This window comes from Photobacterium marinum (genome assembly GCF_000331515.1).
Taxonomy (GTDB): domain Bacteria; phylum Pseudomonadota; class Gammaproteobacteria; order Enterobacterales; family Vibrionaceae; genus Photobacterium; species Photobacterium marinum.
In genome coordinates this window covers 1-21426 of record NZ_AMZO01000012.1, presented here as the reverse complement: position 1 = coordinate 21426, position 21426 = coordinate 1, and the positions used below count along the sequence as shown (strand labels likewise).

15 protein-coding genes are annotated in these 21426 nt (G+C 43.7%); 9 read left to right on the top strand and 6 right to left on the bottom strand.

Going from position 1 to position 21426, the window contains the following annotated elements:
* Position 1: 1 nt before the first annotated feature.
* The 3 genes from modA to C942_RS09180 form a co-directional block, all read right to left on the bottom strand.
* Entirely contained in the window at positions 2-772 is a 771-nt protein-coding gene (modA, locus tag C942_RS09190; RefSeq protein ID WP_007464958.1) for a molybdate ABC transporter substrate-binding protein, read from the bottom strand.
* 457 nt (positions 773-1229) lie between these two features.
* The gene (locus tag C942_RS09185; protein WP_036799430.1) at positions 1230-1517 is read right to left on the bottom strand and encodes a hypothetical protein; all 288 of its coding nucleotides are present in this window, start codon (positions 1515-1517) and stop codon (positions 1230-1232) included.
* A 1007-nt stretch (positions 1518-2524) separates the two neighbouring features.
* On the bottom strand, positions 2525-2773 hold the full coding sequence (locus C942_RS09180; RefSeq protein WP_007464956.1) for a DUF2798 domain-containing protein: 249 nt from the start codon (positions 2771-2773) through the stop codon (positions 2525-2527).
* 80 nt (positions 2774-2853) lie between these two features.
* On the opposite strand from C942_RS09180, the gene C942_RS09175 reads away from it, so the two are divergent.
* From C942_RS09175 to C942_RS09155, 5 genes are all read left to right on the top strand, one after another.
* Positions 2854-3750, top strand: a complete 897-nt coding sequence (locus tag C942_RS09175) for a LysR family transcriptional regulator (RefSeq protein WP_036799428.1) — start codon at positions 2854-2856, stop codon at positions 3748-3750.
* A gap of 55 nt (positions 3751-3805) precedes the next feature.
* Complete coding sequence (locus C942_RS09170; RefSeq protein WP_007464952.1) at positions 3806-4537, top strand: protein-L-isoaspartate(D-aspartate) O-methyltransferase; 732 nt, start codon at positions 3806-3808, stop codon at positions 4535-4537.
* 2 nt (positions 4538-4539) lie between these two features.
* Positions 4540-6957, top strand: coding sequence for a spermidine synthase family protein (locus tag C942_RS09165; protein WP_007464950.1), 2418 nt, complete (start codon positions 4540-4542; stop codon positions 6955-6957).
* Positions 6958-7299: 342 nt separating this feature from the next.
* Positions 7300-9147: an acyltransferase family protein gene (locus C942_RS09160; RefSeq protein ID WP_007464949.1), complete on the top strand. Its 1848-nt coding sequence runs from the start codon at positions 7300-7302 to the stop codon at positions 9145-9147.
* A gap of 665 nt (positions 9148-9812) precedes the next feature.
* Positions 9813-10871, top strand: coding sequence for an FUSC family protein (locus C942_RS09155; RefSeq protein WP_007464945.1), 1059 nt, complete (start codon positions 9813-9815; stop codon positions 10869-10871).
* A 99-nt stretch (positions 10872-10970) separates the two neighbouring features.
* Here the strand turns inward: C942_RS09155 and C942_RS09150 are convergent, their stop codons facing one another.
* The 3 genes from C942_RS09150 to C942_RS09140 all read right to left on the bottom strand — a co-directional run bounded on the left by C942_RS09150 (position 10971) and on the right by C942_RS09140 (position 14069).
* Positions 10971-11423 (bottom strand): NfeD family protein, encoded by a 453-nt coding sequence (locus C942_RS09150; RefSeq protein ID WP_007464944.1) that lies wholly within the window; start codon positions 11421-11423, stop codon positions 10971-10973.
* Positions 11420-12364, bottom strand: coding sequence for an SPFH domain-containing protein (locus C942_RS09145; RefSeq protein WP_007464942.1), 945 nt, complete (start codon positions 12362-12364; stop codon positions 11420-11422). The genes C942_RS09150 and C942_RS09145 overlap by 4 nt, the downstream gene beginning before the upstream one ends.
* 160 nt (positions 12365-12524) lie before the next feature.
* Positions 12525-14069, bottom strand: a complete 1545-nt coding sequence (locus tag C942_RS09140) for a methyl-accepting chemotaxis protein (protein WP_007464941.1) — start codon at positions 14067-14069, stop codon at positions 12525-12527.
* A 582-nt stretch (positions 14070-14651) separates the two neighbouring features.
* Here C942_RS09140 and C942_RS09135 point away from each other — a divergent pair.
* From C942_RS09135 to C942_RS09120, 4 genes are all read left to right on the top strand, one after another.
* Entirely contained in the window at positions 14652-16217 is a 1566-nt protein-coding gene (locus tag C942_RS09135; protein ID WP_007464939.1) for a methyl-accepting chemotaxis protein, read from the top strand.
* 387 nt (positions 16218-16604) lie between these two features.
* Entirely contained in the window at positions 16605-18611 is a 2007-nt protein-coding gene (locus tag C942_RS09130; RefSeq protein ID WP_007464937.1) for a cation:proton antiporter, read from the top strand.
* Positions 18612-18759: 148 nt separating this feature from the next.
* A complete protein-coding gene (locus C942_RS09125; RefSeq protein ID WP_007464934.1) occupies positions 18760-20685 on the top strand; it encodes a RecQ family ATP-dependent DNA helicase in 1926 nt (641 codons plus the stop codon).
* Between the two features lie 222 nt (positions 20686-20907).
* Positions 20908-21207, top strand: coding sequence for a DUF406 family protein (locus C942_RS09120; RefSeq protein WP_036799422.1), 300 nt, complete (start codon positions 20908-20910; stop codon positions 21205-21207).
* Positions 21208-21426 lie beyond the last annotated feature (219 nt).

The following is a 21426-nucleotide window of genomic DNA, read 5'->3' as shown; positions in this document are numbered from 1 at the left end:
CTTAGTTAACTCCAAAACCGTATTTCTCAAAAATCTCGCGTGCCTGATCAGATTGCAGGAAGTCGTAGTATGCTTTTACCTGCTCACCTGACTTATCTTTTACGATAGCCACGGGATAAGTGATCGCGGCATGGCTTTTATCCGGCAATTCAGCCACTACTTTTACCTTCTCGGAAATCAGGGCATCCGTTTTATACACGATCCCAAGCTGCGCTTCCTGCTTTTCTACCAGAAGAAGAGCCGAACGAACACTATTTGCACGAGCAAGCAGTGGAGAGGCTTTCTCCCATAATCCAATAGACTGCAAAGACTCTTTCGCATAAATACCCGCCGGAACATGTTTAGGATCGCCGGTTGCCAAACGAGTACCATCCAGTGCTTTAGCCAAATCCCATGACGCAGTCACTTCTATTTTGTCCGCAGGATACGCATTCGGCGCAATCATTACCAAGTGGTTTTTCAGCAGGCTCTTACGAGTCGGCGGCTCAATGGCTTGCTGTTTCTCGACATAATCCATCCATTTCTCATTGGCAGAAAAATAGATGTCAGCTGGTGCCCCTTGTGCAATCTGACGAGCCAGCGTCGATGAGGAAGCAAATGAAAGCGTTGATTTAACTCCTGTTTTTTCTTCATAGACTGCCGACACTTCGTTCAAGGCATTGGTCAGTGATGCCGCAGCAAAAACCGTTACCTTCTCTGCCGCGAAGGCCGAGCCGGACGCACCAAGAACACAAGTGGCCGTAAACAGACATGCTAACAAGCGCTTATTCATAGTTTCCTCTAAAGTCAGTTAACTCAATTTCGATATATACTAAAGTATATATCGAGCCATGAAAATAGTTCGTTGTCTGATTTTTATGGGAAAGAAGGCATTAAGCCGGAAATGCACAAAGAAGACCGGAAGGACCCACCTTGTTTTGATGGTTTTTTTACGGCTACAATCAATAACTTACCCGCATAGCGGTATAAATCTTCTACATATAATCCCAAATAGCTTTTAAATTATGACTAAAAATAATGGGATATAAAGATTATTCAATATGTGAGGCCAGCCGAAACTTTCAATAAAAACACATTAGGTTCTAGTAACCGTAGCCGTGGTTACTAAAACCTACAGTGATTGTTTAGAGCACACCAACAGAAAAACTTGTCAGTAAAACTATTTACTGCGCATTTATTCAGAAATAACCGAGCTAGGGATTATTTATCGCCCACATCCCAATAGCAGATTAAACTGCTAATGGTCGAGTTGACAATAGTATTTGCTCATCATGGAATGCAACTGGTAACACCATATGTACTTCAGGTAATAAAAGAAAAGCATTATCAATTTCATCATTATGTATTTCGACTAAAACTTGTAAATGATTTTCAACTGCTTCTTTCAGTGGGGAAGTGCGAGGTTTATTCGTTGGTATATCAAACTGACAATAATGACCTTTATTCGAGTATACCCAAATATTGAAATGATGTTTCCCACTTTCAAGCTGTTCGATAAACTCAAAAATATTTTTCATAAAATTCCTTTTTGACAAATCAATACCTTCCTTGAGCCTTACTTAAATTTGGTCAAGTCAAAGTTTCCATTGAATTATTAGCTTTTATTAGTTACCATTCTTCTATCGTTAGTTAATTGAATTAACTAATAACCTACATACAACCCTTTTCACCCGGGTAGTAATAACTTGGTACTTTTACATATTGTCCCCGCCAGCTGTAACTGTTCAAGAATCAATTCTCTCCATTTGATTCTGAACACTAAAGTGGAATACAGCTACTTTCAGTATTCAAAACTGTTCTCTGGGTTTTCCTGCTTTTTGATTTAAAACTACTCTACACCAATGTAGTCTCCAGAAAAAAACGATCGATAGAGAGTTTATCCAAACCTGTGTCAAAAACGTCTGCGTGCATTATCCCCCCTCTGAATCATCTGCAATAATTTCAGCTAATTACACAATCAAACGCTAACTAAACACTCCAGTGTAAAACTTAACCACTGCTTCAGTGACAAATATACGTTAAACAACCATATCTTTAAAATTATAGTTTATTCTCATTATCATAAATTTTTGTTATCAAAAAGTCGTATCCACTTGGCTTAATAACTGATGGTGTGTAGAGAGAATACTAAGACTAATCTGTAATAAGCATTCATCACTAACAGAAGTAAAATTCGCCATTGTAGCCCCCCAAGAAACAGGCTTCGAGCTTGAATTATCACACAATCATAATCAAACCACTCCATATATTAACGGTACCACCTATGGCTACTTTATGTATATGAAGATATTTGTAGTGCTAATATTAAGCTCTCTGTTTTCATGAAATTTAAGATTACCCCTTTACTTTATAAAGGTTCTAAACGAACATTGATAATTTCCGCGGCAGGTATTTTCAGTATAAGCTTCAAACTTTAACTACTCTGTTGTTTCTTTTGCTGATTGGGGTTTTATTATATTTATAATTAAGAGTTCTACTTGAACTCTAATTGTTTACGCTAACTTAATATCTGTTATTTCTCTCGCTATTCACTTTCCACCACTGCAACAGTCTCTTTTGGCCGACACAACCAAGCTGCAAAATTGCGGATTTGAGGCAACACGGTCAGGTTAAGAAACAGTGCAAATGGCCACGCCATTAAGAAGCTTTGGCCCCACACTGGAGGCCATTCGGCGCTGAATCCCATTTTTACGCCGGAAATCAACCCAGACATCATGGTGGCCATTGTTAACGATGACAGAAGTGTCGAAATCCAGAATTGCTTTTTACTCATAATGCATACTCTCCTATTGAAAATTTATGAAAAAAGTATAAACCTAACCATAAATAGTAAAAATAGGTGAAAGTTGAACCGTGGATTCCATATTTGGAAATATTGATGACCTATTTTTGTTCTGCAAAGTCGTGGAACAAGGCTCGCTGCAACGAGCATCAAAGCATCTAAATCTACCGCAATCTACAGTGTCTCGGCGCCTGGCCGCCTTGGAAACCCGGCTAAATGTCAGGCTGCTGGAAAAGAAAGGGCGAGAGTTGGCCCCAACAGAGGTCGGGATACTTGCTTTCGAAAACCTAAACAGCGGCATGGAACTGATTGAATCCGGTATTGAGAGCTTCACCGAACAAACGAATCAAGTTGCCGGTCGAGTGCGATTGTCTGTTCCGCACAGTTTCTATCGTTCTTTTATCGCATCAACGATCGAAAAATTCCTCAAGACCTATCCGAAGGTGCAACTTGATTTGCTTCTGAACAACGAGCAGGCAAAACCTGAAACAGACAGGGATTTATTAATAACCTTCGATATTGAAGATATGGATGACATGATTGCCAGGCCAATCTTCACCGCCAAGCATGGCTTTTTCGCAAGTAAAGAATATATCCGGCAATGCGGTGAGATTTCTGCCCCATCAGACCTCGCAGCACTTGACTGGGTAACCGTAGAGCGGAAAAGCAATTTTGCCTTCTTCCGTGACGGACAATTAGTTGAAGAGCATCAAATTAAACCTCGACTGGTTGTCAACGACATCAGGGCCGTTGTTGATGCTGTCAGCAGAGGCCTTGGTGTCGCTTCACTGCCGCTCAGACATGCCAGTGAAGCAAACAATTTAGTACAGTTACTACCAGACTATCACCGCAGCGATCGCCAGTCTTACCTGGTATATAAAGCCAGAAAGTATCAGCCTAATGCCGTTCGCATCCTCATTAAGGCTTTGCTGGAAGAAGGCATACAGATGGATAGGTCAGACACTTAATCTTCCTATACTCTATAGTGATTTAGTCATATCTAAATCCTGTAGGGAATGCGCTATGGGTCGACTCTTGTTTCTATTTATTGCCTTTATCATCTTCGGAAGCCAGCATCTTGCAGCATTAGCCGTGAATGATTCTGAAAAATATGTCAGCGCCCGTGAGCATATGGTCCAAAGCCAGCTAAGCAAGCGTGGCATTGTAGACAAGCGAGTGCTAATGGCTATGAAAAAGCTTCCACGACACCTTTTTGTCCCGGAAATACTGGCTTTCAAAGCCTATACGGATTCCCCCCTGCCGATCGGCGAAGGACAGACCATATCACAACCCTATATCGTTGCCCTGATGACGGAGCTGCTTGAACTCTCTGGCAGTGAAAAAGTACTCGAGATAGGAACCGGCTCTGGATACCAGGCAGCAGTACTTTCCGAGCTAGCTAAGGAGGTGGTTAGCATCGAGATCAAGGAAAAGCTCTGCATTAAGGCCCGCAAACTGCTGGACTCTCTGAGTTATACCAATGTTGAGGTACGATGTGGTGACGGCTACTTTGGTTGGAATAAGGGTGCGCCCTATGATGCCATAATGCTCACCGCCGCTGTTGACCATATCCCTCCGCCCCTTTTAGCGCAGCTAAAAGATGGAGGGCTGCTGGTTCTTCCTCTGGGAAACCCCTTCAGCTATCAGAATCTTGTTCTCGTCACCAAAAAAGGTGATGACTATAAGGTTTGGCAAATCGCCGGGGTTCTCTTTGTTCCCATGACCGGACACGCAATGCAGACTTCCGGTGAATAACAATGACTCTCCCTGCAGTTTTTCTGGTATCCCTCTCGTCTCTTGCCTTCGAGATACTTCTCGCCAGGATCTTCTCAATCAGTCAATGGAATCACCTCTCTTTTATGGTGATCAGCATCGCGCTATTCGGCTTTGCTGCAAGCGGCACCGTACTTAGTATTCTCGATTCAAGGAAAAGTGGCTGGGTCAAACAATTAGCTACAGAGAAAGCAACAACGGTTTTAGTTCTTCTCTACAGCTGCTCAACACTTACTTCTTTTATTATTCTCACCAAACTCCCCATTGATTACTTCAGGCTGGCACTGGAGTCGATTCAGGCATTCTATCTTTTTCTCTCCTATGCGCTTCTCGCATTACCATTTTTCCTCGCTGGTTTGGTTGTTCTGACTGCTTATGTCGAACAGCCGGAAAGCACAGGAATAATCTACTTTTCCAATATGACCGGTTCTGCTCTGGGAACCATCCTTCCCTCCCTATTACTGCCTTTTATCGGGGAGGGAAAACTCGTCGTAACCGTTGCAATCGCCCCTCTTTGTTATATCACTGCAGCCGTTTATATAAAGAATAAAGACAACATCGGTTCCCATTTTCCTGTCCGGAACCTTATTATTCCCCTAATAAGTGTTTGTTCTATCCTGCTTGCTGCAACTTTGCTATTCACCCCATGGGGCGGTGCTCAGCTGGCTGTCACCCCTTCACCATATAAATCACTAAGCCAGCTTCAGCAATTTCCCTATTCAACTGTCACAGAATCGCACAGCAGCATAACCGGTAAAATAGAGACAGTAACCAGCCCCTATATCCGTTATGCACCGGGCCTCAGTCTTAAATTTAGTGGCAACCTTCCTGTGCAAAAATCCATTTTCAGAGACGGAGACGAACAACTGGTTCTCTATGGAACTGAAGGCAATTTAAGGTCGTTCGACTTTGCGAAATTCACTTTACCGACGATAGGCTACGATATTGTCTCTTATCCGCAAAGTGCCCTTCTTATCCTTAGAGAAGGAGGAACCAGCATTCCTGCAGCACTTGCTGCCGATATCCCGGAAATCACCGTTATTCATGAAAATCCCATCATATCTCAGGCCATAGGAAAACATTATAATTTGCACACGACGTCTGAAAATCCTCGGATATTTCTCAAGCAATCACAAAGAAAATACGACATCATCCATCTTGAAAACTGGGGTACATCCCTGCCCGGCTCAACGGCTCTGGGTCAAGAGTACCTTTTTACCACGGAAGCCTTCGGAGAGTACCTGAACCACCTTTCTGAAAAAGGGATCATTATCATTTCACGCAAGCTGCTTCTTCCTCCTTCCGACTCGATCCGTCTTTTTTCCACGGCACTTCTGGCTCTACAGGAGCACGGCATAGAAAATCCACAACACCACCTTGTTCTATTTAGAAACTGGGGGATTTTCACGCTGCTCGTCAGGAAAAATCCTATTGAAAATACAGAAGTTGCGATGAACTTTGCTAAAAAGCTGAATTTCGACATTGTTTATATCCGGGATATGCAGTCTTCTCATGCAAATCGCTTCAATATATTCGAACACCCCCATCATTACCTTGCCATCGAGAAGCTAATCCAGCATTACAGCAAAAAAAGGGATAAACAATTTTTTGATGATTACCTTCTGGATATAGCACCACAAGATGACGACAGGCCATTTCCAGGCCGCTTTATCAAATGGGATAGATTAGACGACTTGTACCTGAGCTTGGGAAGCAGGCCTTATTCAATGCTTCTTTCCGGAGAGGTCGTCATTGCTGTCGTTTTTTTAGAGGCATTGGTTGTCGCTACCTTGCTGTTATTACTTCCCAAATTGCTAGCCAGAAGAAGAAAAGAATCCGTTCCTTTAGCACAGAAGTTTTACTTCTTCTCCATCGGAGCGGGATTCATGTTCGTAGAAATCTATTTTATCAAGGCCTATATCCTGATCTTTTCCAGTCCGGTATTCAGCTTTACTTTTGTCCTAGCAGGTATTCTGCTCTCTTCCGGGATCGGCGGGTGGTGGTCTCAGAAAATGAGGAAGAATGCAGTTATGTATTCTCTTACGGCTCTCCTCCTAGCGCTCCTTGGTATTATTGTCTTTATTGACCGGCTACTTGATTACCTTCTGATATTACCCGAGCTTCTTCGTTATTTATTTGCCCTGCTTATACTTTTTCCGCCAGGGGTTTTAATGGGGGTGCCGTTCGCTCTGGGAATGCGTTGTCTGCTTACAACCCCTTTACAGCGGGCTTATGCCTGGGCGATGAACGGATGCGCCTCGGTTCTCACTTCCATTGTCGCGGCTGGACTTGCCCTACACTTCGGTATCCAATCCATTCTGCTTTGCTCAATAGCGTTTTACTTATTTGCAGCACTTTGCTCGAAAGGTGCCGGGACGAATCAGATTGGTAGGCTACCTTGAGTTGATACAGTGGAGAGTAGTGAAGCTTGGGGTTAGGCTCTTACTCTTATTAAGTGCTACCCTATGAGAAAAGCCTTTTTGTGGTTTCAATCCAGTATCTCATGATATTGGTAATAAATCTGGATATATCAGAAGAGCGACTGAGCCTATGCTATACGTTGATATACCAGTGTTCTTTCCTTACTGCGCGATACTACACAAAAAGTAACAGCTTACATACAAAACAAACAATCTCCTAAACGGTAAAATGAGAGTTCTCGACAATCCAATTGCCTTGCATAGCCGAGCCTTGATACTATCGCTCGCGCTTTGTTTTACGCTGTATGGGTATGGTAGGATATTTTGAACTTTCGTTATGACATAAATGGCCTCAGGGCCATTGCAGTAATTGCCGTAGTACTCTTTCACTTTAACCCAAGCTGGGTTCCGGGTGGCTTTGCCGGTGTTGATGTATTCTTCGTTATATCAGGTTTCTTGATGACGGGGATTATTTTCCGAGGGCTGGAAAACAATTCTTTTAGCTTACCCAAGTTTTACTTAGCACGAGCCAACAGAATAATTCCTGCGCTAGTTGCAATGTGCCTGGCATTGCTCATCTTTGGTTGGTTTAATCTCATTCCAATAGATTACCGTGCGTTAGGTAATGAAGTCGTAAACGCAATAATCTTTGTATCTAATATCATTTACAGCAGTAAAAACGGATACTTTGACGCTACTTCTCACGAAAAATGGCTGTTACATACCTGGTCTTTATCTGTTGAGTGGCAATTTTACATTGTGTACCCAATTTTATTGTTAGCGTTAAAGCGATTTTTCTCTATAGAAACAATCAAAAAACTAATAATAGCAACAACACTAATCGGTTTTTCATATAGTGTTTTCGCCACAATATATCAACCAGATTCTGCTTACTATCTATTAGCATCTCGTGCATGGGAGATGTTGTTCGGCGGAATTGCTTACCTCTATCCATGGTCTTTCAAAGAGAGTCAAAAAAAACTTCTTGAACTATCAGGTTTAGCGCTGATTTTCATCTCGTATGCATTCATCTCTAGTGATACACCTTGGCCGGGACACTTTGCACTACTGCCAGTCATAGGGACATACCTAGTCATCGTTGCCAACCGACAAAACAGTCTAGTAACAAACAACCCTATTTTCCAGGCGATGGGTAAATGGTCATACTCTATTTATCTATGGCACTGGCCTCTGGTTGTATTTGGCGAGTGGAACAAAATGGATAACTTTTTCATTATTGGCATCGCGGCATCGATCATACTTGGATGTATTAGCTTTAAGTTTATTGAAAACAAACAGTCGGGATTGGTCAAGCATATCTTCATCAAAGATAAATATTTCCGTGGAGCAGTAACGGTTCTCTTACTCGGTGGATTAGTACACCATTTTGATGGTGTAGACATTAGATATAATGAATCCCAGCAATCACTCTACTCTTCAATAAAGAAAGCTAAAGAGGATTGGGCATATCCTGACGCAAACTTAGATGTTAATGGTCTTAAAATAAGACGCATTCAAAATCATGAACAAACCGACAAAAATATATTATTTATTGGCGCTAGTCATATTGAACAAACATACCCATATGTTTCTGCGTTAAACAATAAATATAATGTTTATTATTTAACCATGGGCGGGTGCTTTGTTACACCATCAATGAACTCTCAAAAAGAAGAAGATGGCGATTGTTCAAACATTAAAGACTATATGTCATTGATGGATAAGGTTAACTTCGACAAAGTTGTCACCAGCTTTTATTGCTTCGATTGTTTCATTTCTAAAAACAAGTCGGTTAGAGAGGAACAAGTTGAAAAACGAATCCGTGAATACGATGAATTCCTAAAAGACATAAAAAGTAGATCTAAAGAAGTATTTTTGATTCTCGGTGAACCCCAAGGTGATGAATTTTCACCAGTTAAAACAGCAAGGCATAATTTGAAGCCTTATGTCCCTCTAAACAAGGTTGTAGAGAGTTATTCATTACATAATCATGCTTTAAGTGAGCTTAAGGAACTGAATGACGTTAACGTTATCAACCCATTAAATTATTTATGTAAGGACGGAGTTTGCCCGACTCGAGATGGTAATAACTTCTTTTACAGAGACTCAAACCACATGAGACCATGGTATGCAAAAGAAAAACTATCTTACTTATCACCTATCTTAAGTTAATGATATGTTCAGTTTACTTCAGTCTTGGTGGTAACAACTTTTAAGTTGTGCCCCTTCTACCTTCACTTCATGCCCCAAAGTCCGCCACTGAAAGACTTTGGGGCTACATCACATAAAAATAAAGCCCCAGAAAAATATCGCGACTCAACATTCTCAGGCTCTGATTTGATTTTGGCGTTAAGAAAGTAAACCTTCTCAATACGCTCGACACAGATAACTTTCAAATAGTGGGACATAAAAAAAAGCACCTTAGATCAACCCTGAAAAATAAACTTTCAGACCTACATCACGAAATTACTGTTAATTCTGTCAAAGTCATGCCATTTTATAAGCCTCAAGGATTTATCAGGACGGATTACACAGCATGAAAGATTTTCCCCCAGACGTTCCTGCTCCCACACGTGCTAAATTCCATAAAGTCATATCGAATTTATTCAATCGAGTCAGCTTTAGTGATGAAGATATCCAAAATCTAACGCCTCACACCGACACTTTCATTCATTCAGCACCAGGTTAAACCTTTTCTGTTTTTATCCGCAATTATCAATGCGAGCAGCTCCCTCCGGACAAATACCGTGTTGTGAGCAGCAGAACACAGCTGAAAACAAACCAGTATTCCTAGAAAGCCAAAAGCTATATTACGACTCAATCCCTTAAGCAAGATTATGTTTTTCTCTGATCGTTTCATCATACGTCATCAAGCCATTTTTCATCTGGCTCGGATCGTCATTGCCTGTGCTATCGCCCTTCTAATCCTCCACCTTTTCTCTATCCCTCACGGCAGCTGGGCGCTTATTACAATCATTGTTGTTATGGGCCCAGTATCGTATCTCGGCTCAGTGCTGACTAAAGCCAACCAGCGTCTGCTCGGAACGCTGGTTGGCGCATCATTAGGTTTTACGCTCTACCTGCTGCCAATGAATCTGTCAGTGTTTCATGATGTAATCCTGTTAATTTTCATCGCCGTAGCAATGTACTTTGCCCATGGCCGCCATTCTTATGCCGCTATTTTAGTTGGCATAACTCTAGTGTTAGTCGCCGGTACCGGCCCCGGTGACCTAGAGGTGGCTGAATGGCGTACGCTGAATGTGATACTTGGCACAGTGATCAACTATGCCTGTGGCCGTTTATTCTTCCCTTCCCGCGCCATAGTGCACTTTCAAATGCTGGTGAGCGAATTTCTACAACTTAGCAGTGATTACTATTTACTGCACAGCCAGGAACTTGCCAGCGACGACGAGCATATGGAATACAATATGAAATTGCTCAGTGTGAATTTAGCCAAACAGAGAAGTTTAATGGTTCACGTACAAAAGGAATGGCATGGTGATAAACAAGAGATTGCGGATATTGTTATTTCTGAAAGACGAGTATTAAGTATTCTTGAGAACCTGATAAACAGCCGCTGGGAGACAGTGACAAAGCTTCATCAGAACACGACTGGACTGGAGTTACTTGCTGCTAATGAAACACTTTTTGAAACCATTAACCAACTAAGTCTTGAAGTTGACACAGGTGAAGTGAAACAAGTTCTGACTCAAGATATTGAGTTGAACCTTACCCTATCTCCACCAGAGGCACAGCATGTTCCAACCGATTTTTCTGAACAGAACATCAACCAATTCGGTTATTTGTGGCTTAACCACCAGCTCGTTCAATACCTCAGCGCACTCTCTTTTTGCTTGAGCAAGGTTTTTAACCACTCACCAGATAAAGCAAAATGACGACAGCACAGAGTGCAACTTGAATAAAAAAGAGTGAAGCCACAAGACTTCACTCTTTCTTTTTCATCAGTAAATCAGCGTAAGCAGAAAGTTTTCCGGCTATTTCTTCGGCTGAATCACCAGAACAATACCTTCAACCCGAATCACTTCAACTAATGTTCCGGCATCGATCGGCTCATCAGCTTTTGCCAGCCAGGAGGTGTCCCCCATTCGGATTCGTCCCTGCCCTGGCGGGAAAGGGGCATCCAGTCGACAAGTCTGGCCAACCATTTGCTCGTTACGTTTATTCAGCGTACTGGCCTGATCGTCTGCACGATCTTTACGATGCTGATAACGCCACCAAAGCCAGGTAGAAAACAGCGAAAAGACTGCAAAGGTCAGCCATTGCAGTGACCAGCTCATCGGTATCATGGTCATCAACAATCCGACAAGTAAGGCAGAAACACCTAACCACAGTAGGTAACCCGCAGCTCCCACCAACTCCAAAAGCAGTAACACAAGGCCCAGCGCAAGCCAGTGCCAGAAGTTCATCTGCTCAAGCAGTTCAATCATTCTTCAGATCCTTTTTTTACCGTGCCGGCTGTCTTTGGCTGATTCAACAATTCAGCTATACCTGCAACAGACCCCATCAGGCCGGTTGCTTCAAGCGGCAGCATAATCACTTTACCATTCTCAGACTGACCAATCGATTTCAGCGCATCAGTATATCCCTGTGCCACGAAGTAGTTTACAGCCTGCAGGTCACCTTTTGCGATGGCCTCAGATACCATTGCTGTTGCTCGCGCTTCTGCTTCAGCAGCACGTTCACGGGCTTCAGCCTGAAGAATAGCAGCCTGCTTTTCACCTTCAGCGCGCAAGATTTCTGATTGCTTGTGACCCTCTGCTCGCAGGATCTCAGCCTGACGAATACCTTCAGCTTCCAGAATTTCAGCACGCTTATTACGCTCAGCCTTCATCTGTGCATTCATCGCCGCAGTCAAATCTTCTGGTGGCTGTACATCGCGGATTTCGATACGGGTAACTTTAATACCCCATGGATTAGTCGCCTCATCGACAATCGTCAGCAACTGGCCGTTGATTCGGTCACGCTGAGACAACATTTCATCCAGCTCCATTGAGCCAAGCACAGTACGGATATTGGTCAGCGTCAGATTACGGATCGCGTGTTCCAGATCGTTGACTTCATAAGCCGCTTTTGCCGCATCAATAACTTGCACAAAACACACCGCATCAATGGTCACGTTTGCGTTATCACGGGAAATGACTTCCTGAGCCGGAATATCCAGCACTCGCTCCATCATATTGATTTTGTTACCAATAGAATCAATAAAGGGAACAATTAGGTTCAAGCCAGGACGTAACGTCTTGGTATAGCGGCCAAATCGTTCAACTGTCCATTCGTTTCCCTGCGGGACAGTTTTTACGCCGGCAGCAATAAATACAATCGCGACGAAGAGAAAAGCTCCCACTGTAATTAACGTATCGTATGGCACTATACACTCCTTAAATAAACACCATTCATAATGCACCAGATTACATCAACCCATTGAATATTCATACAAATGAAATATTAATTACTAAAAAAAGAACATTCGCAATGCGGATGTTCTTATAAGGGTGATATTAGAAATAGATTAGAATTCGAAATTAGAGCTAAATTCGGAACTGACCAAGTAACCGCTCAAGTTGCTGGCATTGCCTTGCCAGTTCATCAAAGGCTTTTTCTGTATTTTGGACACGACCGACCATATCTTCGCTCATATCAGCAATGGTCTGAACATTACTGCTGATCCCGTCACTCACCTGACTCTGTTGAGTCGATGCTGCTGCAATCTGAACGTTCATGTCATTAATGACATTAATGGAATTGGTAATGACATCCAATGAGTCTGTTGCAGACTGAGCCTGCTCAACCGTCTCATTACCCCGGTTACGACTACTTTCCATAGCCACAACCGCGGCATGAGCCCCTTGCTGCAATCTTTCAATCATTACCTGAATTTCACCGGTACTCGCCTGAGTCTTACTTGCCAGAGTCCTTACTTCGTCGGCAACCACGGCAAAACCTCTTCCCTGCTCACCGGCTCGGGCCGCTTCAATCGCCGCATTCAACGCCAGTAAGTTCGTCTGATCTGCGATACCACGGATCACATCCAAAATTGAGGCGATGTTGCCAACATCATGCTCAAGATTACTGATAACACCATTAGCCGATTCAATTTCATCAGCCAACTGATAAATCGATGCAACAGTGCTTCCCAACACATCTTTTGCCGTTTCAGACTCCTTGCTGGCACTCTGACTCGCTTCTGCTGCTTCATTGGCATGTGAGCTGACATCATCAATGGTGGCACTCATCTCGTGAACAGCAGTCGCAACATGTGTACTTTCTTCACGTTGTTTAACCGCGCCATGTACAACGCCTTCTGTCTGTACATGAATCTGACTGGTCTCACCCTGTACTGATTTCAAGGTCGCAGCAACTTCCGTTATCGTGTGATGGATACGGGAAACAAACTCGTTAAACGAACCAGCTAACTGGCCAACCTCGTCACTACTTTCTACTTTGACTCGCTGAGTCAAATCACCTTCCCCACTGGCAATATCATTCATTGCAACAGACAGGCGCTTAACAGGCGCAATAACTAGGCCTGAAACAATCCATGACAATAACAATGAGATGATAATTGTCGCAAGCAAACCAACCTGGAGAATACGAGTCGCTGTTGCCAGTTGATTGTCGATACTGGCTTTTAGAGTGTTCTGCGAGGTCTGAATTTCTTTCCGGAAATCTTTCACATGACCGCGCAATACATCAAATTCAGCTTCAATAACTTTCTGGTTTTCGTCGTAGTAAAACTGCGCCAGTTCCGGCTCATCAATCATGGCGCGGTAATGAGCAGCCCAGCGATTAAATGCCATTTTCAGTTTTACTAACCGCTCGCGGTTACTTTCCCTCAAAAAGCCTATTTCGATCAGGCGATTCGGTGACAATAAACGCGGCAACGCTTTAGGAAGGTCATCATAAAATTCTTCCTGAAAATAACGAATACGTTCCGGGTTATCTTCTGCCAGAATAACCCCCTGTCCGGCAGCTATCATCTGATACATATCGCGATAACCGTCATCCAGTTCTTCCTCTACAGGCAGAACTTCGTCTGTCAGTAGCTTCCCTGCATTTGCCTGCTCATGTGACACTACGGATATCACCGTAAATAATGCTGAAAAGAGAATAATCACAAGTGCAACCGGAAAAAAAAACTTCCACCGGAATGTCAGATTCTTAAACCACAACATATTAACTTCCCGAACCAATGAACACTTTTGCATATAAGGCGCTCACCATAGCGACAAATGCGTGCTGCATCCAACAGAAAGCCATACAAACACATGATTTAATTACTTAAAATCGAGTCATTTCACTTATTGCAACAGTTGCTGCTTATAATGGGTCAATAACACCACAAGCAGCTTAGGTTTCTTTATGAGAATGCAATCTTAATTGAAGATGATTAATAAGAATTGTGACCGACAACACGTGCTGATGATCGATGTAACTACCTTTTTATGCTGTTATACGATCTTGCTCGCAGCCATAGTCAACTTGAGTCACACAAGTCACATCAAAGATATTTTATAGTCATAAATTTGTAATATTCGACATTATCCAGCAAAGCATTATTAATATATTGCCACTTTGCATCATAATATGTTTTCATTAGCCCGATTTATAATAAGGTGCCTAAAAATAAGGCCAGCGAAAAGTCAGGCTCATTTAAAATGTCACGAAGCAATACTCTTTGTAATCAAAAGGAAATTGTTTTTCCTGAAGGCGAACAGCTTGTATCTACTACCGATCTAAAAGGTGTCATCACTTACTGCAATCCATCGTTCTGCCGTGTTGCAGGCTATTGTGAAAACGAACTTTTGGGTCAGAATCACAATATCATCCGACACCAGGACATGCCTAAAGCCGCATTTGCCGACTTATGGGCACGGTTGCGTGAAGGAAAAGCATGGCGCGGCATTGTGAAAAACAAAGCCAAAAGTGGTGATTATTACTGGGTAGATGCTTATGTGACGCCTATCTATGAAAACGGCAAGATCACCGGCTACCAATCAGTTCGGGTAAAACCCAAAGCTCACTGGGTGAAAATAGCGACCACGGCATACCAGCAACTGCTTAAAGCTGAAAAACGCGGGCGACGCGCAGCCTTTGCCCTTCCCGACAGCCTGAAATATACTGCTTTGGCAACAGCTTGCGCCCTTCCTGCCATAAGCAACCTGCTTGATGGCGGGTTCAATATGCAAGCCGCCTTGTCTTTAACCCCTGTCGCCGTTATTGGCCTGCTTTTCCGTCAGGAGCTGTTTGACACCCCGATTCGCCTGAAAGAATTACGTCAGCGCTATGACAGCATCAGCCGCCTGATTTTTTCGGGCAGTGATCGCTTTTCTGTTGCGGATTACCACCTTAAAATGGCATCAGCCCGTATCCGTACCGTACTTGGACGAATGACTGATTCAGCAGCTCCGCTACATGATCTGGCCGATCAGCTAAGTGACTCTGCTACTAAAGTAAATAAGGCTATTTCTGTCCAAAACCGAAACATCCAGCATGTTGCCGATGCGATGGAAGATATTTCTGATTCAGCACGTTCTGTCGCGTCACATACCGTTCAGAGTAATTCATTACTGAATGAAACCCGTGATCATTGCAGGCAAACACGAATTCAACTTGATTCAACTCAGCACAGTCTTCATGACCTGTCATCTCAGGCAGAACAGGCCACAGAGGCAACCCGACAGCTCAGTTCTGAGGCTAATAAAGTCAGTACCGTAATGAATGAAATCAGAGGTATTGCTGAGCAGACAAACCTGTTGGCGCTGAATGCGGCGATTGAAGCAGCACGCGCGGGAGAAAACGGACGCGGTTTTGCCGTGGTTGCTGATGAAGTCCGGGCATTGTCATCAAGAACACAAAATGCCACTGAACAAATTCAATCAAGCATTTCGCAAATGGTTACCACTATTGATGAGTGGCAGGCATTGATTGAAAGTAACCGAGATAAAACCAATGAATGTGTTGATATCGCCGAAAAAGGTGCTGAGTGCCTACAGCAGGTTGAATCCAATATGCAGTCAATCAACGAACTGATCAGTGAAGTATCAACGTCTGCCTCGCAGCAGGAACAACTGTCTGAGCAGACCAACCAGCATATCCATGCCATCGCGGAAGCTTCACAGCAAAACTTACAGGAAGTCGCTCAGGTTGAGCAAAGCAGCTCAACACTGAAAAAACGAGTTGATGACTTCCACCAGCTTGCAGCCCGCTTCGAAGAAAAGTAAGCCATTACTTATTTTTCAGCTGTTGATCCACGGCAACTGTAACTCACAGTTGCCATCTTTTAACGCCTGTCCTCTTCATATCAAAACCTCAGCAATATAAAACAGCGCCAATATATACTCGCTGAACCAACATAGGCACCATGTTTGTCTTTCCCGGCAAAAAGGCGTTTAATAAAACAGAACATCTGGATAAATAATACCAATCAGGATAAGTAAGTGCGCAATTATTGCGCCAGTAAAATCACCTAGAACAAGGAAGAATTTGCAGTTACTAGTGGCGCTAATTACAAAAATTATGACGCTGTAATAGGTGATTTTAACCAGCAAGAACGCTCATATATTTATGCTGATTGGTATAAACGTTCGAATTTTGAAGGGATATTCAAAATGAGTACTTCCAGCCTGTCTGTGTTAATCGCTTTTTTTATTTTCTTGCTTGCGGCTGTCATCACCCGGCCAATCGCTAAAGCAACTCAGGTTCCGCACCCGATTTTACTAATCCTTACCGGGTTACTGCTTCATTCGACGCAAGAACTGGTACCCTTGCCGCTTGGAGCCCTGACAACCAAAGAATTTGCCCATGACATTATTCTGATGGTCCTGCTGCCAACTCTGGTGTTCGAAACTGCGTATAACATGGACATCAGTAAACTTAATGCCAACCGACTGCCTATCTTCGTACTAGCATTACCGGGTGTTCTAATATCAACCTTTATCGTAGCCTTGCTTGTTGCCCTATTGACTCCGCTAGATGTATCACTGGCACTCCTGTTGGGTGCTATTCTCAGCGCCACCGATCCCAGTGCCGTCATATCCGCTTTTCGCCAACTTGGCGCCCCGAAAGATTTGATCATGTTGATCGAAGGGGAAAGCCTGTTCAATGATGCAACAGCGATCACACTAACTAAAATTCTGGTAGCTGTATTTACGATTGGCGGAACCCTTGGCTCAGCCCTGCTGTATGGCTGTCATCTTTTTTTGCTGACCCTTATCGGCGGTATCGCCAGCGGATGGATTTTAGCCCGCATATTACTGAGGCTATGGAAAAAAATGCCGGATGACCCTTTTCTGGAAATCAGCCTCAGCCTTTTACTTGCCTTTGGCAGCTATCTGTTTGCAGAAGAGATACTCAATGCCAGCGGCATCGTTGCAACCACCACAGCAGGGTTGACCCTGGCAATGAATGTCCCGCTACCAATATCACGTAACTCTCAGCAGTATCTGAACCACTTTTGGTCTTATCTTTCATTTATTGCCACAGCCAGCGTTTTCCTTATCGTAGGGCTATGGATGGATCTCAGCCTAATCTGGGAAAACGCCGGAATTTCACTTGTTGTCCTGATCATTCTCTGGGTTTCCCGTGCCCTGATCGCTTACCTGCTGCTACCGCAGGTGGGCCGAATACAACGACAAGATAAAGCCATCCCCATCGAATACCAGCATCTGGTTTTTGTCGGTGGTATGCGCGGCGCAGTAACCATGGCTCTGGCTATGGGGCTGGTGACATTGCTCGGCGACGAAACCTTGCTCTCCATTGCCATCAATGTCGTGTTCTTCTCAACCCTGATTCAAGGCCTACTGATTAAGCCGCTGACATCGCATCTATGCCTTCGTGAGCAGGATATCAACGACAATATTGCAACCGCTGAAATCACCTTATCAGCCCTTCGACAAGGACGTCAGGCCCTCGAGCCTTTGCTCCGTACCGAACTATCGACAAGACAAGCACCGAAAACGCTGTCTGATCGAATCGAACCATTGATTAAGCAGCAAGAAAAACAGCTTCATCACTGGTTCAGTGCCGAAGTTGGCCCCATAGGACTGTGGAACAGGCTGATGCTGCGTTGCTCCAGTGTTGAAATTGGTTATTTATATCAGCTCTTTGATCAAGGCCTGATCAGTGCCACTGTCTATGAAGAGCTAAAAAACTCGTTGGATGAACAAATGGAAGCAATTCGACACGAATACACCAGACCAGGATTTTCTCTTCTTCCTCGAGAAATGAGTTCTCTGCTGCACAAAATTCACACCTTCATTTATAAACAACCTCATCGATTAGTCGAGCAAGAGTATGAAATGGCACTGGCACGAATGATCAGCTGTAACAGTGTGCTCTCAGAGCTGAAATTATGGGCGGAAGAAGAGCAAATTCCTAACGCAGTGGCGGAAAGTGTCGAAAAAATCTGGCAAGGGTGGCTGACAAGCAGTGAAGAAAAAATCCGCGTACTGGAAAGTCAGCATCCAGATATAGCCAAAAAAGTTCAAAGCAAACTCCTAGAGAACTACTTACTCACTGCTGAATACGAGCAACTGGAACAATATACCCGGCAATATCTGTTATCTGAAGACGATGCTGAGAAAATCAAAGCGGCACTCAAATCTCAGATTAAGTAGTGCGCCTCTTGCCGACTCATTGAAAGGTTGATCGAATTTTGCCTGATTATTAACAATAAAAAGGCATCAAATAATGTCGTTGTATGCATTTGAAGCATCAGGTGAGTTATTATCTCCGCATGACTTCTCATTACAGTGCTTTTGATTCATGTACCAGCAAACTCTGAAAAACACCTTTGGTTTTGATGCCCTTCGCCCGGGCCAGGAAGCCGTGATCACCCGTATCCTAAATGGTGAATCATCCGCGGCTATCTTCCCGACAGGCTCAGGTAAATCGCTTTGTTACCAGTTACCAGCGGTACAACTTCCTCACCTGACATTAGTGATTTCTCCGCTACTGGCACTAATGAAAGATCAGCTTGATTTCCTTCGCAGTAAAAATATCCCTGCTGCATCAATTGATTCCACCTTAAGCTGGGATGAAAGCCAGCAAGTAATGCAAGGCGTCAGAAACGGTGAAATCAAAGTTCTGATGATTTCAGTCGAACGCCTCAATAACGAGCGATTCCGTCAGTTCATCTCGCAAGTACCGATTTCTCTGCTGGTCGTAGATGAAGCGCACTGTATTTCCGAATGGGGACATAACTTCCGGCCTGATTACCTAAAACTACCTGTCCATCGCCAGTGGCTGAACATCCCGCAGGTTTTATTGTTAACCGCGACTGCGACACCAGCGGTTATCGAAGATATGAGCCATAAATTTGGCATCGAGCAAAACAACATCGTCATCACCGGTTTTTATCGCTCAAACCTGGATCTGACCATCGCCCCGACAGCTGAAGCCGATAAGCAGCAAGCATTGCTCTCTCAGTTAGAGCAAAGCCCACAACAGCCAACTATCGTTTATGTCACTCTGCAAAAAACAGCAGAGAATTTGGCGCAATGGCTAAACCAACACGGCTACAAGGCGCAGGCCTACCATGCAGGTATGGACAGCGAACAACGTCAGCAGATTCAACAGGCTTTCATGGCCGGTCAGCACAACTGCATCATTGCTACCATCGCGTTCGGTATGGGGATCGACAAAGCTGATATCCGTCAGGTTATTCACTATGATCTGCCGAAATCAATTGAAAACTACAGCCAGGAAATAGGCCGTGCCGGACGTGATGGTCAGCTTTCACACTGTACGGTGCTGGCAAACAAATCCAGTGTAAACGTACTTGAAAATTTTGTTTATGGAGACACACCGGACCTTGATGCAATCGCCTTCATCCTGGCACAAATCCAGGCGAGTCCGGGTCAATGGGAAGTGATGCTGTCACGTCTGTCCCGCGACAGTAATATTCGTCTGCTGCCCCTCAAAACCTTATTGGTCTATCTCGAAATGCAGCAAATCATCGAACCACAGTACACCTACTTTGCTGATTACCGCTTCAAGATGATTCAGGACCAACAATCTATCATTGAGCACTTCCAGGGCGAGCGTCGTCAGTTCGTCAGCCAAATCTTTGCCTGCTCACCAAAAGCTCGCACCTGGCACACAGTTGACTTCGAAGCACTCTGGCAAGGTTGTCAGGCTGAGCGAAAGCGTGTTGTCTCGGCTATCGATTACTTCAATGAAAAAGGTTGGATCGAGCTGGAAAGCAAACAGATGACGGACGTCTATAAAGTCATTAATCCGAATTTTAACATTCAGGAGCTGGCTTCATACCTCTACGATCTATTCCAACAAAAAGAGAATAGCGAGATTGAGCGCATCACACGGATGCTGAGTTTCTTTGAGAGCAGCCAGTGCCTGAGCCATACACTGGCAGATTATTTTGCCGATGCGAACGCACCTCACGAATGCGGACACTGCTCTGTTTGCCGCGGCAAAGTCGCAGAGCTCGTGAACTCAGAGCCTCTGCCGGAAATTACAGTCAACACACTCAAAATCTGGTGCGATCCATTTATCACAGCCTGCCCGACGCCGCCATCAACAGCAGCAATTACCCGCTTTTTGAGTGGCATGACCTCGCCGTTAAATACCAAAGTGAAAGCAAGACAGATGAGTGGATTTGCCAAACTTGAAGCCTACCCTTTCCGTCAAACCAAAGAGCTGGTATCCGAAGTATTTCCTGAACTCAAATAATCTACTACGTTACTTACCTTTATCACACAGAGCCTTCGGGCTCTGTGTCTGATCCGCTTTCCTCAACTCCATCAATCACTCACACGGGAATATAAAAACTTCACGTACATTTTTACTTTCAGGTGAGTGCATAAAACTCACTTTTCATCATTAATAAATAGCGATCTTCATCACGAAGTTTTAGAATAGTCTCATAATATCAATGGAAATAGAGTTATAGCCATGTCAAACGAAGATCTACAATACGAAACTTGTGAAGCTTGCGGCGTATCAGCAGAAATGGGCTTTATCATCAAGGAAGGCGATGAAGTAGCTGAAGTAAAAGTTTTTGCTAACGGTAAAGACGCACTACTGGCAGAGCTGAACAACTACCTTGCTCTGGCAAAAGAAGTTAATGAAAACTTCAAACATGAACTATCTCCTGTTGACGACAACAGTCAGGAACTAACAGCTCGTGTTCAGTTCGAGTGCAGCGCAGAAAAAATGATCTTTGAACTGAAGAGCCGCTCACTGGCTAAATAAAATCAGCTTCTGCATCAAAGCATGCAAATCCCTGCTTTGTTGTAAAAGTACAAAATTCAAGATAAAGCCAATTCCCTAAAGGAATCGGCTTAATCTGAAGTAAGAAAGCGAGAGTAATACTCTCGCTTTTTCATTTCAATTCAATGTCCCGTCCTGAGATAAGTTGACACTTTGGAGACTTATCTATGAATTCTTCAAGTAACTCAACAAAAAAGCGCA